General features: G+C 74.1%; 20 protein-coding genes and 2 tRNA genes. 6 read left to right on the top strand and 16 right to left on the bottom strand.

Annotated elements, in window-relative coordinates; all coding sequences use genetic code 11:
* Positions 1 to 45: 45 nt before the first annotated feature.
* The 4 genes from D450_RS0126655 to D450_RS0126640 are packed head-to-tail and all read right to left on the bottom strand — an operon-like array spanning position 46 to position 6122.
* The gene (locus tag D450_RS0126655; RefSeq protein WP_017541675.1) at positions 46 to 786 is read right to left on the bottom strand and encodes an alpha/beta hydrolase family protein; all 741 of its coding nucleotides are present in this window, start codon (positions 784 to 786) and stop codon (positions 46 to 48) included.
* Between the two features lie 30 nt (positions 787 to 816).
* Positions 817 to 3186, bottom strand: a complete 2370-nt coding sequence (locus D450_RS0126650; RefSeq protein WP_017541674.1) for a bifunctional salicylyl-CoA 5-hydroxylase/oxidoreductase — start codon at positions 3184 to 3186, stop codon at positions 817 to 819.
* Positions 3187 to 3194: 8 nt separating this feature from the next.
* Positions 3195 to 4865, bottom strand: coding sequence for an AMP-binding protein (locus D450_RS0126645; RefSeq protein ID WP_017541673.1), 1671 nt, complete (start codon positions 4863 to 4865; stop codon positions 3195 to 3197).
* Positions 4866 to 4901: 36 nt separating this feature from the next.
* The gene (locus tag D450_RS0126640; RefSeq protein ID WP_017541672.1) at positions 4902 to 6122 is read right to left on the bottom strand and encodes an acyl-CoA dehydrogenase family protein; all 1221 of its coding nucleotides are present in this window, start codon (positions 6120 to 6122) and stop codon (positions 4902 to 4904) included.
* A gap of 102 nt (positions 6123 to 6224) precedes the next feature.
* Between D450_RS0126640 and D450_RS31420 the strand changes: the two genes are divergently transcribed.
* On the top strand, positions 6225 to 7355 hold the full coding sequence (locus D450_RS31420) for a PaaX family transcriptional regulator (RefSeq protein WP_017541671.1): 1131 nt from the start codon (positions 6225 to 6227) through the stop codon (positions 7353 to 7355).
* Here D450_RS31420 and D450_RS0126630 read toward each other — a convergent pair.
* From D450_RS0126630 to D450_RS0126620, 3 genes are read right to left on the bottom strand one after another with little or no spacing between them, the layout of a single operon-like run.
* Positions 7244 to 7777, bottom strand: a complete 534-nt coding sequence (locus D450_RS0126630; RefSeq protein ID WP_017541670.1) for a RidA family protein — start codon at positions 7775 to 7777, stop codon at positions 7244 to 7246. The two genes, D450_RS31420 and D450_RS0126630, sit on opposite strands and share 112 nt — an antisense overlap.
* Before the next feature lie 4 nt (positions 7778 to 7781).
* The gene (locus tag D450_RS0126625; RefSeq protein WP_017541669.1) at positions 7782 to 8609 is read right to left on the bottom strand and encodes an enoyl-CoA hydratase family protein; all 828 of its coding nucleotides are present in this window, start codon (positions 8607 to 8609) and stop codon (positions 7782 to 7784) included.
* The gene (locus tag D450_RS0126620; protein ID WP_017541668.1) at positions 8606 to 9358 is read right to left on the bottom strand and encodes an SDR family NAD(P)-dependent oxidoreductase; all 753 of its coding nucleotides are present in this window, start codon (positions 9356 to 9358) and stop codon (positions 8606 to 8608) included. Before D450_RS0126620 ends, D450_RS0126625 begins: the two co-directional genes overlap by 4 nt.
* 860 nt (positions 9359 to 10218) lie before the next feature.
* Here D450_RS0126620 and D450_RS34085 point away from each other — a divergent pair.
* Entirely contained in the window at positions 10219 to 10377 is a 159-nt protein-coding gene (locus D450_RS34085) for a hypothetical protein (RefSeq protein ID WP_017541667.1), read from the top strand.
* Between the two features lie 255 nt (positions 10378 to 10632).
* On the opposite strand, the gene D450_RS0126610 is transcribed toward D450_RS34085, so the two are convergent.
* Together D450_RS0126610 and D450_RS0126605 are read right to left on the bottom strand one after the other, a co-directional pair.
* Complete coding sequence (locus D450_RS0126610; protein WP_017541666.1) at positions 10633 to 11466, bottom strand: aldo/keto reductase; 834 nt, start codon at positions 11464 to 11466, stop codon at positions 10633 to 10635.
* A 312-nt stretch (positions 11467 to 11778) separates the two neighbouring features.
* Positions 11779 to 12054 (bottom strand): hypothetical protein, encoded by a 276-nt coding sequence (locus D450_RS0126605; protein ID WP_239647481.1) that lies wholly within the window; start codon positions 12052 to 12054, stop codon positions 11779 to 11781.
* Positions 12055 to 12290: 236 nt separating this feature from the next.
* Here D450_RS0126605 and D450_RS0126600 point away from each other — a divergent pair.
* Positions 12291 to 12364 (top strand) — tRNA-Pro (locus D450_RS0126600).
* Between the two features lie 144 nt (positions 12365 to 12508).
* On the opposite strand, the gene D450_RS0126595 is transcribed toward D450_RS0126600, so the two are convergent.
* Complete coding sequence (locus tag D450_RS0126595; RefSeq protein WP_017541664.1) at positions 12509 to 13513, bottom strand: CobW family GTP-binding protein; 1005 nt, start codon at positions 13511 to 13513, stop codon at positions 12509 to 12511.
* A gap of 244 nt (positions 13514 to 13757) precedes the next feature.
* Between D450_RS0126595 and D450_RS0126590 the strand changes: the two genes are divergently transcribed.
* Positions 13758 to 14531, top strand: a complete 774-nt coding sequence (locus D450_RS0126590; RefSeq protein WP_017541663.1) for a helical backbone metal receptor — start codon at positions 13758 to 13760, stop codon at positions 14529 to 14531.
* Positions 14532 to 14559: 28 nt separating this feature from the next.
* Here the strand turns inward: D450_RS0126590 and D450_RS0126585 are convergent, their stop codons facing one another.
* Together D450_RS0126585 and D450_RS0126580 are read right to left on the bottom strand one after the other, a co-directional pair.
* Entirely contained in the window at positions 14560 to 14946 is a 387-nt protein-coding gene (locus D450_RS0126585) for a barstar family protein (RefSeq protein ID WP_017541662.1), read from the bottom strand.
* 87 nt (positions 14947 to 15033) lie between these two features.
* Complete coding sequence (locus D450_RS0126580) at positions 15034 to 15414, bottom strand: ribonuclease domain-containing protein (protein ID WP_241483290.1); 381 nt, start codon at positions 15412 to 15414, stop codon at positions 15034 to 15036.
* Positions 15415 to 15861: 447 nt separating this feature from the next.
* On the opposite strand from D450_RS0126580, the gene D450_RS0126575 reads away from it, so the two are divergent.
* Positions 15862 to 16134 carry an antibiotic biosynthesis monooxygenase gene (locus tag D450_RS0126575; protein WP_017541660.1) on the top strand — a complete coding sequence of 91 codons (273 nt, stop codon included), beginning with the start codon at positions 15862 to 15864 and terminating at the stop codon, positions 16132 to 16134.
* A gap of 238 nt (positions 16135 to 16372) precedes the next feature.
* Here D450_RS0126575 and D450_RS0126570 read toward each other — a convergent pair.
* The 4 genes from D450_RS0126570 to D450_RS0126555 all read right to left on the bottom strand — a co-directional run bounded on the left by D450_RS0126570 (position 16373) and on the right by D450_RS0126555 (position 20202).
* Positions 16373 to 16446 (bottom strand) — tRNA-Pro (locus tag D450_RS0126570).
* 77 nt (positions 16447 to 16523) lie between these two features.
* On the bottom strand, positions 16524 to 17552 hold the full coding sequence (locus D450_RS0126565; RefSeq protein WP_017541659.1) for a glutathione S-transferase family protein: 1029 nt from the start codon (positions 17550 to 17552) through the stop codon (positions 16524 to 16526).
* A 216-nt stretch (positions 17553 to 17768) separates the two neighbouring features.
* Positions 17769 to 18500: a GntR family transcriptional regulator gene (locus tag D450_RS0126560; protein ID WP_017541658.1), complete on the bottom strand. Its 732-nt coding sequence runs from the start codon at positions 18498 to 18500 to the stop codon at positions 17769 to 17771.
* 655 nt (positions 18501 to 19155) lie between these two features.
* Complete coding sequence (locus tag D450_RS0126555; RefSeq protein ID WP_017541657.1) at positions 19156 to 20202, bottom strand: LacI family DNA-binding transcriptional regulator; 1047 nt, start codon at positions 20200 to 20202, stop codon at positions 19156 to 19158.
* A 272-nt stretch (positions 20203 to 20474) separates the two neighbouring features.
* On the opposite strand from D450_RS0126555, the gene D450_RS0126550 reads away from it, so the two are divergent.
* Positions 20475 to 20870, top strand: coding sequence for a nuclear transport factor 2 family protein (locus tag D450_RS0126550; RefSeq protein WP_017541656.1), 396 nt, complete (start codon positions 20475 to 20477; stop codon positions 20868 to 20870).
* Positions 20871 to 21299: the final 429 nt, after the last annotated feature.

Here is a 21299-nt window from a genome sequence, read left to right as displayed (position 1 = left end):
TCCCCCCCCCTTCCCCCCCCCTGCCGCTCCCGGACGACCGCCCCTTCACGACCACGACTCCATCCACGCGCGCGCGGCGGCCCAGGCGCGGTGGGACGGGTCGATCATCACGAAGTGGTCGGCCCCCGAGACCTCCTCGAAGTCGACCTCGTCCCCGGCCAGGCGCGCCTCCTGCACATAGGTCCTGCTCTGCTCGATCGGCACGCGCTGGTCCTCGTCCCCGTGCACGATCAGCTGCGGGACGCCCACGGGCACCTGCCGCAGGGGCGAGGACTCGTGGAACGCCGAGTGCGGCGCCTCTTCTCCCAGGAACGCGTCGGCCGCGCCCTCCCCCAGCCCTCGTTCGGCGGTGTCGACCATGTCGGTGACGGGCGCCAGCCCGACCACCCCGCGCAGCGGCGACCCGGGGGCGGCCAGCAGCGCCAGGTGGCCGCCGGCCGAATGCCCCACGGCGACCACCTTGCCGGGCACGGCCCCCTCCGGGCGCTCGGAGAGCTCCTCGGACAGCAGCACGAGCGCGGCCCGCACGTCGTCGAGGGTCTGCGGCCAGCCGCCGCCGTCGGCGCCGGTGCGGCGGTACTCCACGTTCCAGACCTGCCACCCGGCGTGCACCAGGTCCTCGGCGATCGGCTCCATCAGCTCCATGCCGTGCCGGTCCCGCCAGAACCCCCCGTGCAGCAGGACCGCCACCGGCGCAGGTCCGTCCCCGCCCGACTCCGGCCCTAGGACGCGCACCCGCCGGCTCGGGTGGTCTCCGTACCGCAGTTCCCGCTCATCGCGCTCCATGTCTCCCATCCTCCGTCACCGGACGCCCGGTCAAGCGGTGCGCGGGCCTCCGGCGTGTTGGGGCCGCCACCGGCGGTGCGCGGGCCCGGAGGCGGGCTCGCGCAGCAGTTCCAGGCGCGGACGGGGGCCGTCGGTGCGGCCCGTGGGCGGGCGCCGGGACCCGGCCTGGAACTGCACCGGCCAGCGCGCGCCGGGGCCTGTGTAGTCCTGTTCGGCCGCGGCGTGCAGCGTCCACTGGGGGTCGTACAGGTGGGTGCGCCCCAGCGCGCACAGGTCGGCCCGGCCGGCCAGCAGCAGCGAGTTCACGTCGTCGTGGGAGGAGATGGCCCCGACCGCGACCACCGGCACGCCCACGCGCGCGCGGATGCGCTCGGCGAAGGGCACCTGGAAGCTGCGCCCGTAGGCGGGACGCTCGTCCGGCGTCACCTGGCCGGTGGAGACGTCGATGGCGTCGGCCCCGGCGTCGGCGAAGGCGCGCGCGATCTCCACGGCGTCCTCGGCCGTGGTGCCGCCGTCGGTCCAGTCGGTGGCCGAGATCCGCACCGTCATCGGCTTGTGCTCCGGCCACACCTGGCGCACCGCCGCGAACACCTCCAGCGGATAGCGCAGCCGCGCGGCCAGGTCGCCGCCGTAGCGGTCGGTGCGCCGGTTGGTGAGCGGCGACAGGAAAGAGGACAGCAGGTACCCGTGCGCGCAGTGCAGTTCCAGCAGGTCGAACCCGGCCCGGTCGGCCTCGCGCGCGCTGGTGGCGAAGGCGTTGCGGATCGCGTCCATGCCCGCCCGGGTCAGTTCCGCGGGCACCTGGTTGACGCCCGGGCGGTACGCCAGCGGGGAGGGCGCGACGACCGGCCACGCCCCCTCCTCCAGCGGCTCGTCGATGCCCTCCCACATCAGGCGCGTCGCGCCCTTGCGCCCCGAGTGCCCCAGCTGCACGCCGATGGCGGCGGAGGAGTTCTCATGGACGAAGTCGGTGACGCGCTTCCAGGCCGCGGTGTGCTCGGGGGCGTAGAGCCCCGCGCACCCGGGGGTGATGCGCCCCGGCGCCGACACGCACACCATCTCGGTCATCACCAAGCCCGCGCCGCCCAACGCCTTGGACCCCAGGTGGACCAGGTGGAAGTCGCCGGGCGTGCCGCCGGTGGAGGAGTACATGTCCATCGCCGAGACGACGACCCGGTTGGGCAGCTCCAGGCCGCGCAGGCGGAAGGGGTGGAACATGGGCGGCCGGGCCTCGGCGCCGCCGTTGGCCGCGCTGAACCAGTCGTCCACCGCGTCCGCGAAGTCCGGGTCGCGCAGCCGCAGGTTCTCGCGCCCCACCCTGCGGCTCCGGGTGAGCAGGTTGAACGCGAACTGGAGCGGTTCCTGTCCGGTGTGCATGCCGATGTCCTCGAACCACTCCAGGCTGGCCTGCGCTGCGCGCTGGACGCTCTCGGCGACCGGTCGGCGCTCGTCCTCGTAGGCGGCCAGGGCCTCCTTGACCCCTGGGTGCTCGTGCAGGCAGGCGGCCAGGGCAAGGGCGTCCTCCATGGCCAGTTTGGTCCCCGAACCGATGGAGAAGTGCGCCGTATGGGCGGCGTCGCCCAGCAGCACCAGCGCTCCCCGCCGCCAGGTGCGGTTGCGGACCGTGGTGAAGGACCTCCAGCGCGAGGCGTTGGGCCTCAGGGCGTGCCCCTCCAGCGCGTCGGCGAAGAGCCCGGCGCAGCGCTCGACCGCCTCAAGGTCGGTTCCGTCCGCGCCGGTCGGCCGCCCCGGGGCGCCGAACCCGGCCGCCTCCCACACACGTTCGTGCATCTCCACGATGAAGGTCGAGGCGGTGTCCGAGTAGGGGTAGGCGTGCGCCTGCATCACCCCGTGGGGCGTCTCCAGGACGTGGAAGTTGAAGGCGTCGAACACCTTGTCGGTGGCCAGCCACATGTAGCGGCAGTGGCGCCGCTCCAGCGTCGTGCCGAAATCCCCTTCGAACGCCGTCCGGGTGGCGCTGCCGGCGCCGTCACAGGCCACGACCACGTCGTGGGTGCGTTCCAGGTCCTCGGCCGGAGGCGCCTCGGTGCGCAGGCGCAGGTCCACCCCGAGCGCGGCGCAGCGGTCGCGCAGGATCCCCAGCAGGCGGCGCCGGTCGACGGCGGAGAAGCCGTGCCCGCCCGAGGTGGTCACGCTCCCCCGGTAGTGAACGTCGATGTCGTCCCAGCGCGCGAACTCGGCCGAGAGCGCCGCGTACACCTCCGGATCGGCGTGCTCGATGCCGCCGAGCGTCTCGTCGGAGAGCACGACGCCGAACCCGAACGCGTCCTCGGGGGCGTTGCGCTCGTAGACGGTCACCTCGTGGCGCGGGTCGAGCCCCTTCATCAGGGCGGCGAAGTACAGCCCTCCCGGGCCGCCGCCGATGCAGGCGATGCGCATGGGCCCCCTCACCCGTTCTCGCGGAGCTTGAAGCGCTGGAGCTTGCCGGTCTCGGTGCGCGGGAGCGCCGCGGTGAACTCGACCAGGCGCGGCGTCTTGTAGGGAGCGATGCGCTCTTTGACGAAGGCCTTGAGGGCCCCGGCGGTGGCGGGGTCCGACGGGGTGCCCTCGGCGGGCACCACCACCGCCTTGACGACCTGGCCCCGGTCGGCGTCGGGCACCCCCACCACCGCCGCCTCGCGCACCAGCGGCGAGCGCATCAGGACCTCTTCGACCTCGATCGCGGCGATGTTGTACCCGGCCGAGACGATGATGTCGTCCGAGCGCGAGCGGTACCAGAAGTAGCCCTCGGCGTCGCGGACGTAGGTGTCGCCGGTGATGTTCCAGCCGTCCCGCACGTAGCGGCGCTGGCGGTCGTCGGCCAGGTAGCGGCAGCCCACCGGGCCGCGCACGGCCAGCCGTCCGGGGACCCCGTCGGGTGCGGGCCGCCCGTCCTCGCCGAGCACCTCGGCGGTGAAGCCGGGGACCGGCCTGCCGGTGGAGCCGGGGCGGATGTCGTCGTCGGAGGCGGAGATGAAGATGTGCAGCATCTCGGTCGCGCCGATGCCGTCGATCAGCTTGAGGCCCGTCGCCTCGTGCCAGGCGTGCCAGACCGCCTCGGGGAGGTGCTCGCCGGCCGAGACGCAGCGCCGCAGCGAGGAAAGGTCGGGCGGTTCGGCGCCGGAGGCCTCGGAGAGCAGGGCCCGGTAGGCGGTCGGCGCGGTGAACAGGACGCTGACGCGCTCCTCGTGCACCGCGCGCGCGAGCCGTTCGGGGCCGGCCTTCTCCAGGAGCAGCGTCTCGGCACCCGCCCGCATCGGGAAGATGAGCAGGCCGCCCAGTCCGAAGGTGAACGCGAACGGCGGGCTCCCGGCGAACAGGTCGTCCGGGCGCGGCTTGAGCACGTGGGCCGAGAAGGTGTCGGCGATGGCGGTGACGTCGCGGTGGAAGTGGACGCACCCCTTGGGGCGCCCGGTCGTCCCGGACGTGTAGGCGATGAGGGCGACGTCGTCGGCCGCGGTCGGCACGGCCTCGAACGGGGGCTCCCCCTCCTCGGCCGCGCGCTCTGCGAGCACCGCCGGATCCTGCGGCCCGCCGTCGCCGTAGAGCGTGATGCCGGTGCGTTCCTCCAGGTGCGGGGCGGCACGGTCGGCCGCCTCTTCCAGTTCGTCGGCGAACCGGGCGTCGCACAGCGCGTGGGAGACCCGTGCCGAGCGGAGGATGGCCTCCAGCTCTTCGGTGCGCAGCACCGGCAGGACGGTGACCACGACGCCGCCCGCCTTGAGGACCGCGAGCCAGCAGGCCGCCAGCCACGGCGAGTTGGGGCCGCGCAGGAGCACGCGGTTGCCCGGCCGCACCCCCAGGGGGCCGCTGAGCAGGCGGGCGATGCGGTCCACGCGCGCGCGGAGCCCGCCGAAGGTCCAGGCGTGGCGCACGCCGTCGTGCTCCCCCCGTACGCACGGACGGTCGGCTCCGTAGCGCCCGACACCGCCGTCCAGCAGTTCCCCGGCGCAGTTGAGGGAGCCGGTGCGGTGCAGCTCGGGAAGGGTGAAGCGGAGTTCGGGCCATTCCTCGGCCGGGGGAAGGCGGTCGCGGGCGAAGGTGTCGGTGTAGGCGGACGGGGAAAGGGTCGGCTCCATTGCGTGCTTCCTCCTCCGGTTCCGGCCCGGCGGTGGTCAGGCGCCGTCGGTGCGGCGCGCCTCGGAGGGGTCCCCGCGGCGGAACATCTCGCGCGCGATGATCCCGCGCTGCACCTCGGAGGCGCCCTCGTAGATGCGCGGCGCGCGGACCTCGCGGTACAGGTGCTCCAGCAGGTGCCCGCGGCGGAGGGCGCGGGCGCCGTGGATCTGGACGGCCGCGTCGACGACGAACTGCGCCGTCTCGGTGGCGTAGAGCTTGGCCATGGCCGCGCGCTCGGTGGCGCCCGGCCCCGGGGGCAGGGGCCCGGCGGCGGCACCGGGGGCACCGGCGGAGTCCAGGGCGTCGGCGGCCCAGTAGACGAGCAGGCGCGCCGCCTCGGTGCGGGTGGCCATCTCGGCCAGCGTGTGGGCGACCGTCTGCTGGTCGCGCAGGGGCCCGCCGAAGGCCCGCCGGTGGGCGCTGTGGGTGCGGGCCGCCTCCAGCGCCGCCTGCGCCATGCCCACCGCGAACGCGCCCACGCTGGGTCGGAACAGGTCGAGCGTGCGCATGGCCACGCGGAACCCGTGGCCCTCCTGCCCCAGCAGGTCGGCGGGGCCGACGGGGACGCCGTCGAAGCACAGCCGTCCCAGGGCGTGCTCGCCGAGCATCTCGAGGGGCTCGCCGGACAGGCCGGGGCGGTCGGCGGGGACGAGGAACGCTGTGACGCCGTGGGCCCCCGCCCCGGGGCCGGTGCGGGCGAACACGGTGAGGACGTCGGCGTGCGGGGCGTTGGAGATCCAGGTCTTCTCCCCGTGCAGGGTCCAGCCCCCGCCCGCCCGGTCGGCGCGCGCCTCCAGGCGGAGGGCGGCCGCGTCCGACCCCGCCTCGGGCTCGCTGAGCGCGAAGGCCGCCGTGGCCTCGCCGGAGGCGACTGCCGGGATCCAGCGCTCGGCCTGCGCGGGGGTGCCCGACTGCAGGACCGGGTAGGCGCCCAGGCCCTGCAGGGCCAGGGCGGTCTCGGCGGCGGTGCTGACCCCGGCGACCGCCTCGCGGAGCAGGCAGATCTCGATCGCGGGGGCGGGGCCGCCGGGGAAGAGGCGTCCCAGCAGCCCGGAGCGGGCCAGGCGGCGCAGCAGGTCGCGCCCTTCCGGGCCGGGCGGTGCGGCGGACGCGCCCTCGGCGGCCTCCTCCGGTCCGTCGCGGCCGAACTCGCGCACGGCCGCCGTGCGCGCCCATTCGGCGAAGCCGCGGTGGTGCGGGCCGAGCGAGAACGCCATGTGCCCTCCCCGAGTGACCGGTGGACCACTCTCGAATATACAGAGTTCGTGACGCCCGTCAATGGGGCGACATGAAGCGGGGTCCGCCGGTATCGTGCCGGTGTGACGACCCCATCGAACGCGGCAGACGGCGCGACCGGGACGGGCGGTGCCGACGGCACCGGCGGCGAGCGGCGCAACCGCCGCCCCCGGTCGCTGATCGTGTCCTTCTTCGGCGCCCCCGGCCGCCGCATCGGCGGCTGGGTCTCGGTCTCGGGCCTCATCGGCCTGATGGGCGGGCTCGACGTCGACCCGCCCGCGGTGCGCTCGGCGGTCTCCCGCCTGAAGCGGCGCGGGCTGCTGGAGGCGGAGCGGCGCGGGGGCACCGCCGGGTACCGGCTTTCAGAGGAGGGCGTGCGCATCCTGGCCGACGGCGACCGCAGGATCTTCGACCGGCGCCCGGCCGACCTGGCCGACGGGTGGGTCCTGGTGGTCTTCTCCATCCCCGAGGCCGAGCGCGGCAAGCGCCACCTGCTGCGCGCGCGCTTGGCCTGGCTGGGATTCGGCACCACGGCGGCAGGTGTGTGGATCGCCCCGGCGCACCTGGCAGGCGAGGCGCGCCGCGCCCTCAACGAGCTGGAGGTCAGTCAGTACGCGCAGCTCTTCAGCGGGCAACGCCTCGGCTTCGGGGAGCTGTCCGACGCCGTCGCCGACTGGTGGGACCTGGACGCGCTGCAGGAGATGTACCAGGGCTTCCTGGACGAGTACGAACCGGTCCTGGCGCGCTGGAGGGCCGTCCTGCACGGCCCGGTGGCGCACGGGGAGAGAGGGCGCGGTGAGGGTGCGGAGGGCGCCGACCCTGCGCCGGCGTTCGCCGACCACCTCCGGGCGGTGGACGCCTGGCGGCGCATGCCCTTCCTCGATCCGGGGCTGCCGCCCGAGGTCCTTCCCGCCGAGTGGGCGGGCGTGCGCGCGGCGCGGCTGTTCGGTGACCTGCACGCCCTGCTCCGGGAACCGGCGCTGCGCCACGTCGAGTCGGCCGCAGGACCGTTCCCCGGCCTTACCGGCCCGGGACCGGACGAGCACAGGGGCGAGGAAGCGCGCGACGGGCGGGACGGCCCTGGGCCGTCCCCTTCCGCGCCCTACGGCGGGGCGGCGTCGCCGTCCTCGGGGACGACCGCCGTGCCGACCAGCTCCACCCGCGCCGCCGGGTCGAACAGCTCGGCGACGCCGAACAGCCCCATCGCCGGATAGTGGCGGCCCAGGCGGCCGCGGTACACGCGGCCGATCCGGTCCAGGTCGGCCCGGTAGGCCGAGACGTCGGTGGTGTAGACGGCCAGGGACACCAGGTCGCCCGGGGAGCCGCCCGCCGCCCGGAGCGCGGTGAGCAGGTTGGCCAGCGCCTGGTCGAACTGGCCGGGCAGGTCCGTGGTCCCGATGGTCCCGTCGGGAAGCTGGGCGGTCTGCCCGGCCAGGTGGACCGTGCGCCCGGGGGCCGCCGCCACGGCGTGCGCGAACCCCACCGCGGGCGCCAGCTCCGGAGGGTCGACCAGCCGGTGGCGGGTGCGCACCACCGCCTCCCCGCCGCTCCCCCGGTCCGCGTGCTCGTCCGCGCCCTCGCCCCGGAGCTCCCGCCGAACCGTGTCCTGCCCGGCCCCGTCCGCGTTCTCGGCCATCGCGCTACCTCCCCTTCCATTGGGGGTCCCGCCGGCCGGTGAAGGCGGCGTGGAACTCCCGGTAGTCCTCGCTCTTCATCAGCAGGGCCTGGGTGACCGCCTCCAGCTCCACCGAGCCGGACAGGCCCATGTCCAGCTCGCGGGAGAGCAGCGCCTTGGTCTGGGCGTAGGCGAACGCGGGGCCGTCGGCCAGACGGCGCGCCAGGCGCTCCGCGGCCTGGGCCGCCTCCCCCTCGGCGACCGCCTGGCTGACCAGTCCGCACCGGTCGGCCTCGGCGGCGTCGACTGTGTCGCCCAGCATCAGCAGCCGGGTGGCGTGCCCCAGCCCGGCGATCCGCGGAAGCAGGTAGGCGGCGCCCATGTCGCCCCCGGCAAGACCGACCTTGGTGAACAGGAAGGCGAACCGGGCGGTGGCCTCCACCACCCGGAAGTCGGCGGCCAGGGCGAGCACGGAGCCGGCGCCCGCGGCGACGCCGTGCACGGCGGCCACGACCGGGACCGGGCACTCGCGCATCGCCCGCACGGTCTCGCCCGTCATGCGGGTGAAGGCCAGGAGCTCGTCGGGGGCCATCTCCAGGGTGGCGCCGATGATCTCGTCGACGTCGCCTCCCGAGCAGAACCCGCGGCCGCTCCCGCGCAGCACCAGCGCGCGCACGTCGTCCCGGTGGGGCAGCTCCAGCAGCAGGTCGCGCAGATCGGCGTAGGCCTCGAAGGTGAGGGCGTTCAGGCGGTCCGGGCGGTCGAAGGTGACCGTCGCGACGCCGGCGTCGAGGGCGAAGCCGAAGTGCTTCCAGGACGCTGTGAAGGGCGCCGAAGCGCGGAACGGGCTCACGACTGGACTCCTCCTCCGTCGAGAACGAGGGACTGGCCGTTGACGCAACCGGCGGCGTCGGACGCGAAGTAGGCCACGGCCGCGGCGACCTCCTCGGGTTCCACCAGGCGCCCCAAGGGGCTTGAGCGGGCGAGCGCCTCTTCGGCCGCGCGCGCGTCGCGGCCGGTCCTCTCGGCGATCCGGGCCGCGGAGCGCTCGGTCATGGGGGTGCGGACGAAGGAGGGGCAGACCGCGTTGCTCGTCACCCCGGTGCCGGCGACCTCCGCGGCGACGACCCGGGCCAGCCCCAGGACGGCGTGCTTGGAGGCGGCGTAGGCGGCGGTGTAGGGGGCACCGGCCACGGCGGCGGTCGAGGCGATGAACACGACCCGGCCGCGGTCGCGCTCGCGCATCCCGGGCAGCAGGGCGCGGGTGAGGAGGAAGGCGGTGGTGGCGTTGGAGGCGAAGTGGCCGCTCCAGGAGTCCAGGGACGTGCGGTGCAGCGGGGCGGACTCGGCGGCCCCGGCGTTGTTGACCAGAACGTCGACGGGGCCGGGCAGGGCGGCGACGGCGGCCGCCACCCGGTCCTCGTCCGCGGCGTCGCACACCAGGGTGCGCACCGGGAGTTCGTCGGCGAGCGCGCGCAGCCTCCGCTCGTCCCGCCCGAGGGCGACGACCTCGAGACCGGCGCGGACGAGTTCGGCGCACACGGCACGGCCGATGCCTCCGGCCCCGCCGGAGACCAGGGCGCGTCGGGGGGCAGCCTCCATGAAGGAAAAGTATCACTCGATCATGACTCCCGTCACGAACACGACACACCTCTTCGGCGACCGAGCACCCCTTCGACACCGGACGTCGCGAACGCCCCCGCCGCAACGCGGTCCGGTCGGACCGTCGACGGGGTCGTGCACGTCGGTCCGCGGTCGTCAGCGATCAGCGCCCTCCTGACCGGGCACCGAGCGGCCGGTGGCGCCGGATCGCGGTGTCGAGCGCGCAGATCCCTTCCTGCGGACGTGCGGCCGCGGGCCCCCGGGGTGGCTCGGGCGGCACGGGCGGTGCAGCGCTCTGGCCCGCGCCCAGCATCCGGACCACCGCCTCGATCCGCAAGGCGTCCTGGATCAGCGGCCGCACACCCGCTGGGCGTGTTCCCGACCTCCCCGAACACCACATCGACCGAGCGTCGTCGGAGGTCTGTGGCCTGAGGCGGGCCGCTCCCGCGGCGCCTCGGGGGAATGGAACCGGCGGTCCGAGCCGGTGGCCGCCCGGACGCGCCCCGTGGCGGCCGCCGGGTTTGCGCCCCTCGGGCGAGTCTTCGGTCCCGCAGGTCCTGCGGTCCCGGGCGGTTCGGTGCAGGAGGGGCGGTCGGCGCATTCAGAGTGGTGGTTTCACCACCCAATGTGCCGCGGGTTCAAGGGGTGGTGAAATCACCACTCTCGATGGGGCCAGGGGCTCGATTCGGCCGTCCATCCTGCAGCCATCCGGCCTCCCGAGTGAACGCGGACCGGACGGCCGGTGACCACGGACAGCCGTGCAGGCGCATTCGGCCGCCTCGTCCGAGCCGGCACGGAGGGGCGGGTCCATGCGCCCCCTCCCGGGGCCGGGGGCCGGGCGGGACGCTTAGGATGGCCTCATGGGTGAAATCGGAATCGTCGGCCTGATCATGCTGGCCGTCATCGTGGCGATCCCCGTCAGCATCTTCGGGGGCTTCGCCGTCTACACCGCGCGCGTTGCGCGCAAGGGGCCCGAGGCCGTGCTGGCCGCGGCGCGCAAGCGGCGCGAGCTGGCCTGACCGTCCGCCGCTCGGCGGCGCGGTCGCGCGCTCGGGAAGAACGAAAAGCGCATACGAACGGCGGCGGGCGGTTCCCCATCAGAGGGAACCACCCGCCGCCGTGCCACGTATGCGGCCCCTCGGCCGAGCGGCCGCCGGCAGCCGAGGCCCGTTGACCGGAACCACCGGTCAGGACGCAGAACCCCGTCAGCGATCCGGCCGAGCCCTGAGAGCCCGGCCCTCAGGGCCAGGCCTCTCGGTCCCCGCAGGAAGCGGTCAGTCCGCCACGTCGAAGGTGTCCGGGTCGGGGCCGAACCGCTGGTCGGCGTTGAGCCCGGTGATCGCCTCCATGTCGCCGCTGGACAGCTCGAAGTCGAAGACGTCGAAGTTGGAACGGATCCGCTCCGGGGTGACCGACTTCGGGATCACCACGTTGCCCAGCTGCAGGTGCCACCGGATGATCACCTGGGCCGGCGACTTGCCGTAGGCCTCCGCGATCTTCACGATGGACGGCTCCTCCAGCAGGTTGCCCTGCCCCAGCGGGCTCCACGCCTCGGTGACGATGCCGTGCTCGGCGTCGAAGCGGCGCAGGTCCTCCTGGACGAGTCTGGGGTGCAGCTCGATCTGGTTGACCATGGGCGTGATGCCGCCCTCGTCCATCACCCGCTCCAGGTGCGGGGCGTTGAAGTTGGAGACGCCGATGGCCCGCACACGGCCGTCCGCATAGAGGCGCTCCAGCGCCTTCCACGTGCTGACGTAGGCGTCGCGCGCGGGAAGCGGCCAGTGGATCAGGTACAGGTCCAGCTGTTCCAGGCCGAGCCGCTGCAGCGAGGCGTCGAAGGCGCGCAGCGTCGCGTCGTACCCCTGGTCGCTGTTCCAGAGCTTGGACGTGATGAACAGGTCGTCGCGTGCGATGCCGGAGCGCCGGACGGCCTCGCCGACGCCCTCCTCGTTGCCGTAGGCGGCGGCGGTGTCGACCGCGCGGTAGCCGGCCTGCAGGGCGGTGCCGACGGCGTCGGTCACCTCCGCGCCGCCCACCTGCCAGACCCCGAAGCCCAGCTGCGGCATGCGTACGCCGTTGTTGAGAGTGACCTCAGGCACCTCGAACATGTCTCTCCCCCGTAGCGGTCGTTCGCGTCCTCCGCGGCCAACCCCCGGCCGCGGAAGATCATTCCGGCGGGAGGCGCGCTGTGCCCAGCGCCACTCCCGTTTCCCCTATACCCGGTTCGTCGGACCGGGCCCAGCGCCCGAGCATGCGGCACGCCGCCGTCGACCGCAACCGGACGTGCGCGCACGCCCCGGAACGCCCGCGCTCCCCTCGCGACCGGTCGTCTCCGGGCCCGCCGCCGACGTTCCCCGGCCGCTCCGGCCGGCACGGCGGCACCGCCCTGGCCCGCGCCCCCTGCGCGGGTCAGGGGCTGTTCACTCCTTGGACACGGCGCCGACGCGGTAGACGACGCCGATGACGACCTCGTGGCCGTGCGCCGCTTCGGGCACGGCTCCCGCGAAGTCCTCGGCGGGGCCGTGGCGGACCACGTACGGGGCGCCCGGCCAGCGCTCCTCGATCTCCTCGGCGACGGCGGTGCGGGCGGCCGCGTCGGCGGTCTCCCGCTGCCCCTGGGTCTCCAGCTCCGCGGACCGGTAGCTGCGCACCACGACGGCCACCGCCCTGGCCTGCCCGGGGACGAGCCCGGCCATGCGGCCGACCACATCGGCAACGTCGGGCGGAAACCGCTGTTCTGCCTGTTCAGCCTGTCTTCGCTCCATGCTTCATGGTGCACCACCGATCGCCCGATGTCACCAGCACATACACGCAGAGCGACCAAAGTCCCCAGAAGGCCTGCGCGCCGGGAAACCTGTCACGACCACGGGCGCGAGTGCGATAGAGTCTTACGCGTCGACGGGGAACGGAACACCGCCCCTGCGACAGGACACGGGACGTAGCGCAGTTTGGCAGCGCACTTGACTGGGGGTCAAGGGGTCGTGGGTTCAAATCCCGCCGTCCCGACAGTGAACCGAAGGGGATCCGCGCTCAGCGGGTCCCCTTCGGCGTTCCACGGGTGATCCGGTTCCGGCGGCACGGCCTCCGGGCATCGGACCGCCGCCGGAACCGCACCGCAGGCGGTCCCGGCGGCCTGCGGCGGGCAGGGGGTCACTCGCTCAGGCGGCGGTACCGGTCCAGGCGGCGCAGGCCGTCCCCTTCCGTGCCCTCCGGAGCAGGGCTCAGGGCCTCCTTCAACCGGCGCCGCACCTCGGCCGTGTCCAGGTGCATGCCGATGGCGACGAGGCCGTCCGTGCCGCCCCGCGCGGGGTGGGCGGCGACGTGCACCTGCCTGCCGACCACGTTGACCGTGAAGCGGCGCCTCCGGCCGCTCGTCGCCGCCGTGACCGCGCCCTTGAGGCGGTAGACGCCCTCGGGCGGATCCTCGACCAGGTCGACGACGGCGCCCGGGTCGACCGGCCCGTCCGCGGCGACGGTCACGGCGTCGGCGTGCACGTGCGGCGCGCCGTCCTGCCCGGCCTCGGCGAAGGGGAGCTCGGGCTGGGCGGCCTCCTCGGCCGCCGCGTCGAAGACCAGGGCCGGGTCGATGCGCCCGCGCTCGGCGGCGATGACGTGCGCCTGGGGGTTGCGCTCCTTCACCCGCCCGGTGATCCGCGCCAGGACCGCCTCCCGCTCGGCCTCGGCGATGCGGTCGATCTTGTTGACGACCACCAGGGTCGCCGACGCGTAGCGCTCGGGCGGCAGGACGCCGGTGTCCACGGTCGTGAAGTGCTCGGCGGCGTCGACCACGTCCACCACTCCCCCGGCCCGGACCCCGCCGACCTCGCTGAACCGGATGAGCCGGGCCAGGGCGGTCGGGTCCGCCGCCCCGCTCGCCTCGACGATCACCGCGTCCAGGCGCAGCCGCGGCCGGGCCAGCTTCTCCAGCGCGGCGTCCAGGCCCCCGGCGTCGGGCAGGCAGCACACGCAGCCCCCGCTGATGGCCTCGGCGTCGTCGACCTGCCCCGTCACCAGCCCCGCGTCGACGTTGATGGAGCCGAAGTCGTTGACGACGACGCCGATCCTCGCCCCGGGCGCGCGGAGCAGCCGGTTGAGGAGGGTGGTCTTGCCCGCGCCGAGGTGTCCGGTCAGTGCGATGATGGGGAGCTGCCGCATGCTGTCAGGCCTCTCGCGTCCGTGGGGTGGCTCGGTTGGGTGGCTCGGTGCCAGATTCTCCACCGTCTCCGGCCGGGAGGGCCCCGTGACCGCTCCCCTCGCGGCGTGATCTGGGCCTCGCCGGTGCGCGGGAGGCCGCCCGTCGGACGGACCGCCTTGTGCGGGGCCGCCGACTCGTGGACGATGCCCTCCCGTGGCCCGGCCGCGCCTGCCGGCCCACGGATCCGCGAACCCCGGAGGGAATGTGACCGTTCGCGAAGCCCCCGACGACATGGGGGCGCCCGTTCCGCTGCGCCGGCCCCTCCGGCGGGTGGTCTGCCTCGTCCCCTCGCTGACCGAGGCCGTCGCGGCGACCGTCCCCGAAGTTCTGGTCGGGGCCACGCGATGGTGCGCGCACCCGCCGGACCTGCGCGTCGAGCGCGTGCGCGGCACCAAGAACCCCGACGTGCGCCGCATCAAGGAGATGGCGCCGGACCTGGTGATCGCCAACAAGGAGGAGAACCGGGAGCTGGACGTGCGGCGCCTGCGCGAGGCGGGCGTCCCCGTCTGGGTGACCGTCGTCGAGAGCGTCGGTGAGGCACTGTCCTCGCTGCGCCGCCTCTTCGAGACGGCCCTGGGCGTCCCGGCCCCCGGATGGCTGGAGGCGGCCGCGGACGCCTTCGGCGGCGCTCCCCCCGCGCCGCGGACGCGCGCGGTGGTCTGCATCTGGCGCGACCCCTGGATGGCGGTCGGCCGGGACAACTTCGCGTCGGACGTGCTGCGGCACCTGGGGGTGTCCAACGCCTTCGGCGACCACGCCGACCGCTATCCGCGCCTGACGCTCGACGGGATCCGGAGCGCGGAGGCCGACCTGGTCGTGCTGCCGGACGAGCCCTACCCGTTCGCGGCCGGCGACGGCCCCGAGGAGTTCGGCCCGCGCGCCCGGCTGGTGACCGGCCGCCTGCTCACCTGGTACGGCCCGTCCCTCGCCGACGCACCGCAACGCCTCCGGGAGGAGTTGGGGCTCACGAGGCGCTGACCGGGTGGACCGGTGGGGCCGCTCAACGCTAGTCCAGCAGGAGCCTGCCCGGGGCCCGCTCCTCGATGATCTCGACGATCCAGTCGAAGACGGTCGGCCCCTCGCCTGCGGCCGCCCGGTCGCGTTCGGCCTCGATGGCGGCCCGGTTGGAGGGGTGGGCCCTGCCCAGGCGCTCGTCGAGGCGGCGGACCGTCTCGTCGTAGCCCAGGGCGCGGCGGGACGCCTCGTGGTCGCGCCATTCGATGATGAAGTCCCCGTCGTCGGGGGTGCCGTACCCCCCGCTCAGGCAGTCGGCGAACGCGTCCAGGTTGGTGCCGAAGTGGCCGCCCGGGCCGTTCACGGCCTCGCCGATCACCTGCCAGAAGCGGTCGAGGCTGGTCACCTCGCGGCCCTCGATCACGTAGGTCGCCGTCATGAGCGGAGGGTACCCGTCCTTTCCTTCCTCGGAGTGGGGTTCCTCGGGCAGGGGCGCAGGGGCGGTCGGAGGCGCCGCCCCGGCGGGTCAGCAGCCGTAGTCGACCAGGCGGAACGAGGCGTAGTGGTCGGCGGTGTAGTAGTCCTCCTGGTACGACTCGCCGGTGACGATGCGGCGGGCGCCGCGGTCGGGCGAGCCCGGCGTCTCCACGGTGTACTCGTGGTAGTAGCCGGTCTCCTGGTCCGGGAGGAGGCCTTCCCGGTTGTAGAAGGTCCCTCCGTCCTGCGGGTACGGGTAGGGGCCGCCGGCCTCGATCAGGTCCAGGGTGTCGTGGGCCTCCGGGGGCAGGGCCGTGGAGCAGACGTGTCCGACGCCGGCCAGGGCAGGGGCGGTGGCACCGCCGAAGAGGAGCGCCGCGCCGAGGACGGCGGCGCCGCAGATACGCGAAATCAGCGGGAAAGTTCGCATGCCCACCATTGGGCGGTCTCCCTGCGGACGAGGTCAACGGCCGTCCGAGGAAGTTCCCCGCCGCGTCGGCGAAGGGTCACCCGGACGACGGCTCGCCTCCACGTACTCCGCACGCTGTCCGGAGGCGCGGAGGGTCTGTTCTGGGACGGCGGGGCTCGCCCCCGCCGCCGTGCCGATGCCTCCTGGCGCCACCGGGGCGGCCGCTCCGCAGCTCCGGCCACTTGCCCCAGGCCGACTGTTCTCCGCGTCGAAGGGCGCCCATGGGCCGCGCTCTGACGACGCCGTCCGTCGCAGGGCCCGGAAACGAACGACGGGAACGACGAGAGCGAGGACACCGCGGGAACCGTCCACGAGAACCGCCTCCGGACGGCCGCCGTCGGCGATTGACTTCGACCGGGATCCAGGTTCNCCCGGCGGGCCCCCCCCCGCCGACCCGAGGAGCAGGCAATGATCGTCACCATCGCCAGGGTCGCCGACCCCGACCGGTTCCTGGAGGTCTTCGCGACCGTCGGCGCACAGAAGCGGCGGGAGCACGGCTGCCGGTCCGCCCGGGCCTATCTCGATCCCGAGGACGCCCACCGGGTGTGGTCCGTCTTCGACTGGGACGCAGAGGACTACGAGGGGTTCCTCGCCGACCCCGAGGTTCCCGCCATCGCCCGGGAACTCGGCATCCAGGCGCCGCCCGTCCACGTCACCCCCGCGGCCGAACTCGACGCCTGACCGCCGNCTTCGGCCGTCGGGAGCCGCCGTCGGCTCCGAGGGCCCGCGTCGAAAGGGCTTCGCTGCCGGCCGACGACGCGATCAGAACGCCCGGTCCACCGGCGCCGGTCGCCGGTACACGGGCGGGCCGCCGGGCCGGTGGGGAGCTCTTGAAGGGGCCGGGAGCGCAAGGGCCTTCGACCGCCCCGAACGCGGAAAAAGGGGACCCGATGATCTCGGATCCCCCTTCGGACCTGTGTCGGGACGGCGGGATTTGAACCCACGACCCCTTGACCCCCAGTCAAGTGCGCTACCAAACTGCGCCACGTCCCGGTGCCCCTCGGGTGCTGCCCTCGAGGCGTTGGGAAGCTTATCGTACTTTGCGGCCCGGCGGCACATCCGGCGCCGCGTCAGCAGCGTCGGCCGAGGGGCGGGACCTGCTCCCCCTCCGGGACCGGGCCGGGCGGGGCGCCGTCGCCGAACGGGGTGCCGCCGAGCTCCTCGCGGTGGTGCGGGGTCAGCCATCCCCGCGGGTCCGGGCCGGCCGCGACGACCCCGGTCGGGTTGATGCCCGTCATCACCCGGTAGTAGTGCGCCCTGATGTGGTCGAGGTTCGCGGTGTCACCGAAACCGGGCGTCTGGAAGAGGTCGCGCGCGTACCCCCACAGCGCCCGGTACTCGCTGATCTTGCGCACGTTGCACTTGAACAGGCCGTGGTAGACCGCGTCGAACCGGAGCAGGGTCGACCACAGGCGCACGTCGGCCAGGGTGATGTGGTCCCCCACGAGGTAGCGCCGCGCGCTCAGCCGCTCCTCCATCTCGTCCAGGCGCTCGAACAGGCGGGCCACCGCGGCGTCGTAGCGGGCCTGGTCGGGGGCGAACCCGGCACGGTAGACGCCGTTGTTGACGTCGCGGTAGACCCGCTCGCCGATGTCCTCGATCTCCTCCCGCAGCCCTTCCGGGTACAGGTCCGGTGCCCCCGCCCTGGCCAGGCCGCCCCATTCGGTCGCCATGTCGGTCGACAGCCGGTCGTAGTCGTTGGAGACGACCCGCCCGGTCCCCACGTCCACCAGGGCGGGCACGCTGACCCCGCCGTCGTAGCCGGGGTCGCCGGCCCGGTAGGCCTCGCGCAGGGCGTGGATGCCCAGCACCGGGTCCCTGCCGCCCGGGCTGCCGGTCTCCTCGGTGAAGACCCAGTGGGGGTCGCCGTCGATGACCTCCTGGACCGGGTCGGCCACCGCCAGCGATACCGCCTGCTCCAGCCCCATGAGCCTGCGGACCATCACCACCCGGTGCGCCCAGGGGCAGGCCCTGCTGACCACCAGGCGGTACCGCCCGGGCTCGGCGGCCCTCCCGAAGCGCCCGTCGGCGGTGACCCGCTCGGCGAAGGCCGCCGGCTCGCGCTCGATCTCCTCGGTGGGAACCCTGTTCGCCCGCATACCGCCTCCTCGACGGCCGGTGTGCTCTCCTAGGGCGATCCTAGGCAGGACGGGCCGGATCGCGGGGGCGGCGCGGCGGGCGCCGCCGACAGGACGGGACAGGGAGGCAGGGCGGGACGGCGACAGGGCGGAACGGAGTCGTGGCACCGGGAGACGTCGAGGGCCGACCCGGTCCGGCGTCTCGGGACCCGGGACCGAGGGCGCCGGCCCCGGCCTTCAGCTCCGGGCCGTGGGGGAGGCCTCCGCGTTCTCCGTGCCCTCCACGCCTTCGGCCCCCTCGACGCTCTCGACTCCCCGGCCGGTCACCACGTCGAAGGCGAGCCGTCGGTGCTCGGCGAAGAGCTCCAGCGCGCGCTCGGCATCGCGCGCACGCAGCGCCGCGGCCAGCTCGCGGTGCTCCCTGGGAACGTGGGCCAGATAGCCGTCGGTGTCCCGGCCGATCCGGGTCAGCAGGAACAGGTACACCTGGGAGCGGATCGCCTGCCAGGCCTCCTGGAGGCGCCTATGCCCGGACGCGGCGTAGACCGCGTCGTGGAAGGCGATGTCGCACCGCACCATGGCGTGCTCGTCCCCGGCCCGCGCCATCCCTTCGGCCGCCTGCTCGACCGCGGCCAGCTCCTCCTCCCCGGCCTCGGCCACGACCCTGCGCACCGCCAGGCCGTCGAGGGCGTCGCGCAGGCTGTCCAACTCGGCGACGTCCCGGGGTTCGAGCTCGGTGACGGTCACCCCGCGATGCCAGGCGCTGTGGACGAGCCCTTCGCGTTCGAGCCGGAGCAGGGCTTCGCGGACCGGCCCTCGGCTCACGTCCAGCGCGGTCGACAGCTCGACCTCGCGCAACTGGGCGCCCGGGGCATAGGCGCCGTTGAAGATCGCCTCACGAATGCGGTCGGCGACCTCACCGGCCAGTCCCCGCCGTCTAGCGGGGGCCACCTTGCCCTGTTCAGCCATGGACGATTGCCTCTCTCCCTCGTCGCGATGCTCACGTCCCGACAGCCGCGCCCCCGGGAACCTGCGTGCCGTGTCCTGTGCTCCCAGCAGGTCGGACCGCACACCCGTGCCCGGCACACCCGAGACGCCCCACCTGTATCGAATGCGCAGAGCGCCCTAGGGGATCCCGTCGCGCCTCCATTGAAAGCCCAGGGGGCGTCCCATCGAAGCGGTTTTCAGAGGGTTTCGCAAAGCGCCGCCGCCCATGGGCGGGTCGGCTCAGGGAGGACTCCATCCCCCATGACCGAGGGCGCGCACCGGCACCAAGGCGCCTCGGGGGCAGGTGCGCAGGGCACCCTCGACCGGCGTCGCCGGTCGGCCGATCAGTCGCGGCAACGGGGCACTGCCCCCCTGTCCGCCGTCGGTCTCTGCGTTGCCGAGGTCTCCATCGGTTCCGTGTGTGGCCGCCGTCCTGCGATCGGCCCGGGACCGGGGCGGCGACCGAGTTCTTCCCCGGCCGCACGCTCCGCGCCCTCCGCGACCGCGCCGGCGCACCCGGCCCCTGGAGGAGTACGAGGTCGGACGCACAGACACACGGGCGCCCCTTTCACCGAACCAGGGGCCGACCGGGCAAGGGTGCCGATCCGTCGCGGGTCCGAGGCGCCGTGCCGGGCCCTCAGCCGCGGTTGACTGCGGTCGAGCCGCGCACCACCAGTTCAGGGGTGAAGCGGAGCCGCTCGTGGCGGTGCCCGGGGTCGTTCAGCTCGCTCAGCAGCAGGCGCATCGCCGAGCAGCCGAGCTCGTACTTGGGCTGGGCCACCGTCGTCAGCCCCGGGTGCACGAGGGAGGCCGTCGCCACGTCGTCGTACCCGACGACCGACAGGTCCGCCGGGGCGCTCAGGCCCCGCTCCCCCAGCCCCTTGAGGACCCCGAGTGCGAGCTGGTCGTTGGCGCAGAAGACCGCCGTCGGACGGCGCCCCGGCCCTCCGGCCAGGACCTCCTCCACGGCCTTCTCCCCGGACTCGGCGTTGAGCTGGGCCGTGTGCACCACCCGCACCGCGGACTCGGGGTCGATGCCCACCTCGGCCAGGCCCTCGCGCAGTCCCTGAAGGCGGGTGCGGCACTGCTCCAGGCCCTCGGGGCCGCTGAGGAAGGTCACCCGCTCGTGCCCGAGGCCGATCAGGTGCCGCGCGGCAGCGGCCCCGCCCGCGCGGTTGTCCACCGAGACGCTGCACGCCGTCTCAGGGCCCACGTCGCCGCGGTCCAGCAGGACCCCGCACACCCCTTGCTTGCGCAGCCACAGCAGGTCCTCGGTGTCGCCGTCGACCGGCATGACCACCGCCCCGGCGGCCCGCTGCTCGGCCAGCAGCCGTGCCGAGCGCCGCTGGCGGTCGCGGCGCTCGGCCGAGTTCAGCAGCACCACCGCCAGGCCGTCTTCGGCCGCGACGTCCTCCACTCCTTGGGCCACCTCGGTAAAGAAGGGGTTGGTGACGTCCAGGACGACCAGGCCGACCGAATCGCTGCGGCCCGAGCGGAGGTTGCGCCCGGAGGAGTTGCGGACGTAGTCGAGCTCCTCGATGGCGCGCTCCACCCGGATGCGGGTCGCCTCCGAGACGCGCTCGGGCCGGTTGAGCACGTTGGAGACGGTCCCGGCGGAGACGCCCGCGCGCGCCGCGACGTCGTTGATGCCGACAGGCCGGTCGGCGCGTTCGCTCGGTTCCACCGCTGCCCTTCCAGGACGACACCGTCACGACGCCACGGTCGAGGGTCATGAGTGTGCCGTTCGATCATTCCAGCGGGTATTGAAACGTGTCAATCACGGGGACGCCGCATCGCTCGGAGGACCGCCACACAGAACGGGCACGCCTCCTGAAAATATCGACACACGGGTCCGCCTTTGTTTTGAAACGTTTTTTTCGACACACCCCTGGACGGCACGCCCACCCCAACATATTATCTTCTTCACCTATTCAACTATTTGCCTCGAGGTGGCGCATGCACCCCTTTCGCGCGGCGGTGGAGGCCGGCGACATGGCGGCGGTCGAGGCGATGCTCGCGGAGGACGTGGTGTTCACCAGCCCGGTGGTGTTCGCTCCGTACCGGGGCCGGCCGATCACCGCGGCGATCCTGCGCGGGGTGGCCCGCGTGTTCGAGGACTTCCGCTACGTGCGCGAGTTCTCCAGCGCGGACGGGCGCGACCACGCCTTCGAGTTCACGGCCGGCATCGGCGACCGGCGGCTCCAGGGGTGCGACTTCGTGCACATCGGCGACGACGGCCTGATCGACGAGCTGACGGTGATGGTGCGTCCGCTGTCAGGGGCCAACGCGCTGGCCGAGGCGATGGGGGCGCAGTTCGACCGGATCCGCGAGGAGGCGGCGGCCCAGGCTTAGAAGGGGTTTCCTAGGAGTGCCGCCGGGCGCGGCGGTGGACGTCCACGGCCGGTCTGCCGCTGAAGGCCCGGAAGGCCGTCCGCGTTCCGTGTGCGTGCGGAAGGCGGAGCGTTCCCTGCACCCCCGACCCCTCGCCTGGGCGGCCGACCCCCCAGTTCCGATCCGGTCGGCCCCATCACCCCTCCAGGGCACGACGGCGCCCCGGAGGCGACCCGCCGAACGCTTCCCGGCTTCCCGCCGGCGGAGAAGCCGACAGAGAATCGGAGGAAGGGACCGCCACGCCCTGTTCCCCTTGACCGCGCGTCGGGCCCGCTCCGTCCCCTTCAGGCGGTGTCCCGGTCGTGTCCGCTGGGGTGGTGGAACTCTCGGCCGCGTCCTTGTGAGCGGTGCGACCGCAGCAGCGCGATCGGCGGCCCCGCCCCGGGCGCG

The organism is Nocardiopsis halophila DSM 44494, assembly GCF_000341245.1.
GTDB classification, from domain to species: Bacteria; Actinomycetota; Actinomycetes; order Streptosporangiales; family Streptosporangiaceae; genus Nocardiopsis_A; species Nocardiopsis_A halophila.
This window is presented reverse-complemented; position numbering and strand designations above follow the sequence as displayed.

Coding starts and splice junctions, on each gene's coding strand:
- D450_RS0126655 (WP_017541675.1), bottom strand. CDS start 786: ATGGAGCGCGATGAGCGGGAACTGCGGTACGGAGACCACCCGAGCCGG.
- D450_RS0126650 (WP_017541674.1), bottom strand. CDS start 3,186: ATGCGCATCGCCTGCATCGGCGGCGGCCCGGGAGGGCTGTACTTCGCC.
- D450_RS0126645 (WP_017541673.1), bottom strand. CDS start 4,865: ATGGAGCCGACCCTTTCCCCGTCCGCCTACACCGACACCTTCGCCCGC.
- D450_RS0126640 (WP_017541672.1), bottom strand. CDS start 6,122: ATGGCGTTCTCGCTCGGCCCGCACCACCGCGGCTTCGCCGAATGGGCG.
- D450_RS0126630 (WP_017541670.1), bottom strand. CDS start 7,777: ATGGCCGAGAACGCGGACGGGGCCGGGCAGGACACGGTTCGGCGGGAG.
- D450_RS0126620 (WP_017541668.1), bottom strand. CDS start 9,358: ATGGAGGCTGCCCCCCGACGCGCCCTGGTCTCCGGCGGGGCCGGAGGC.
- D450_RS34085 (WP_017541667.1), top strand. CDS start 10,219: ATGGGTGAAATCGGAATCGTCGGCCTGATCATGCTGGCCGTCATCGTG.
- D450_RS0126610 (WP_017541666.1), bottom strand. CDS start 11,466: ATGTTCGAGGTGCCTGAGGTCACTCTCAACAACGGCGTACGCATGCCG.
- D450_RS0126605 (WP_239647481.1), bottom strand. CDS start 12,054: ATGGCCGGGCTCGTCCCCGGGCAGGCCAGGGCGGTGGCCGTCGTGGTG.
- D450_RS0126595 (WP_017541664.1), bottom strand. CDS start 13,513: ATGCGGCAGCTCCCCATCATCGCACTGACCGGACACCTCGGCGCGGGC.
- D450_RS0126585 (WP_017541662.1), bottom strand. CDS start 14,946: ATGACGGCGACCTACGTGATCGAGGGCCGCGAGGTGACCAGCCTCGAC.
- D450_RS0126580 (WP_241483290.1), bottom strand. CDS start 15,414: ATGCGAACTTTCCCGCTGATTTCGCGTATCTGCGGCGCCGCCGTCCTC.
- D450_RS0126575 (WP_017541660.1), top strand. CDS start 15,862: ATGATCGTCACCATCGCCAGGGTCGCCGACCCCGACCGGTTCCTGGAG.
- D450_RS0126565 (WP_017541659.1), bottom strand. CDS start 17,552: ATGCGGGCGAACAGGGTTCCCACCGAGGAGATCGAGCGCGAGCCGGCG.
- D450_RS0126560 (WP_017541658.1), bottom strand. CDS start 18,500: ATGGCTGAACAGGGCAAGGTGGCCCCCGCTAGACGGCGGGGACTGGCC.
- D450_RS0126550 (WP_017541656.1), top strand. CDS start 20,475: ATGCACCCCTTTCGCGCGGCGGTGGAGGCCGGCGACATGGCGGCGGTC.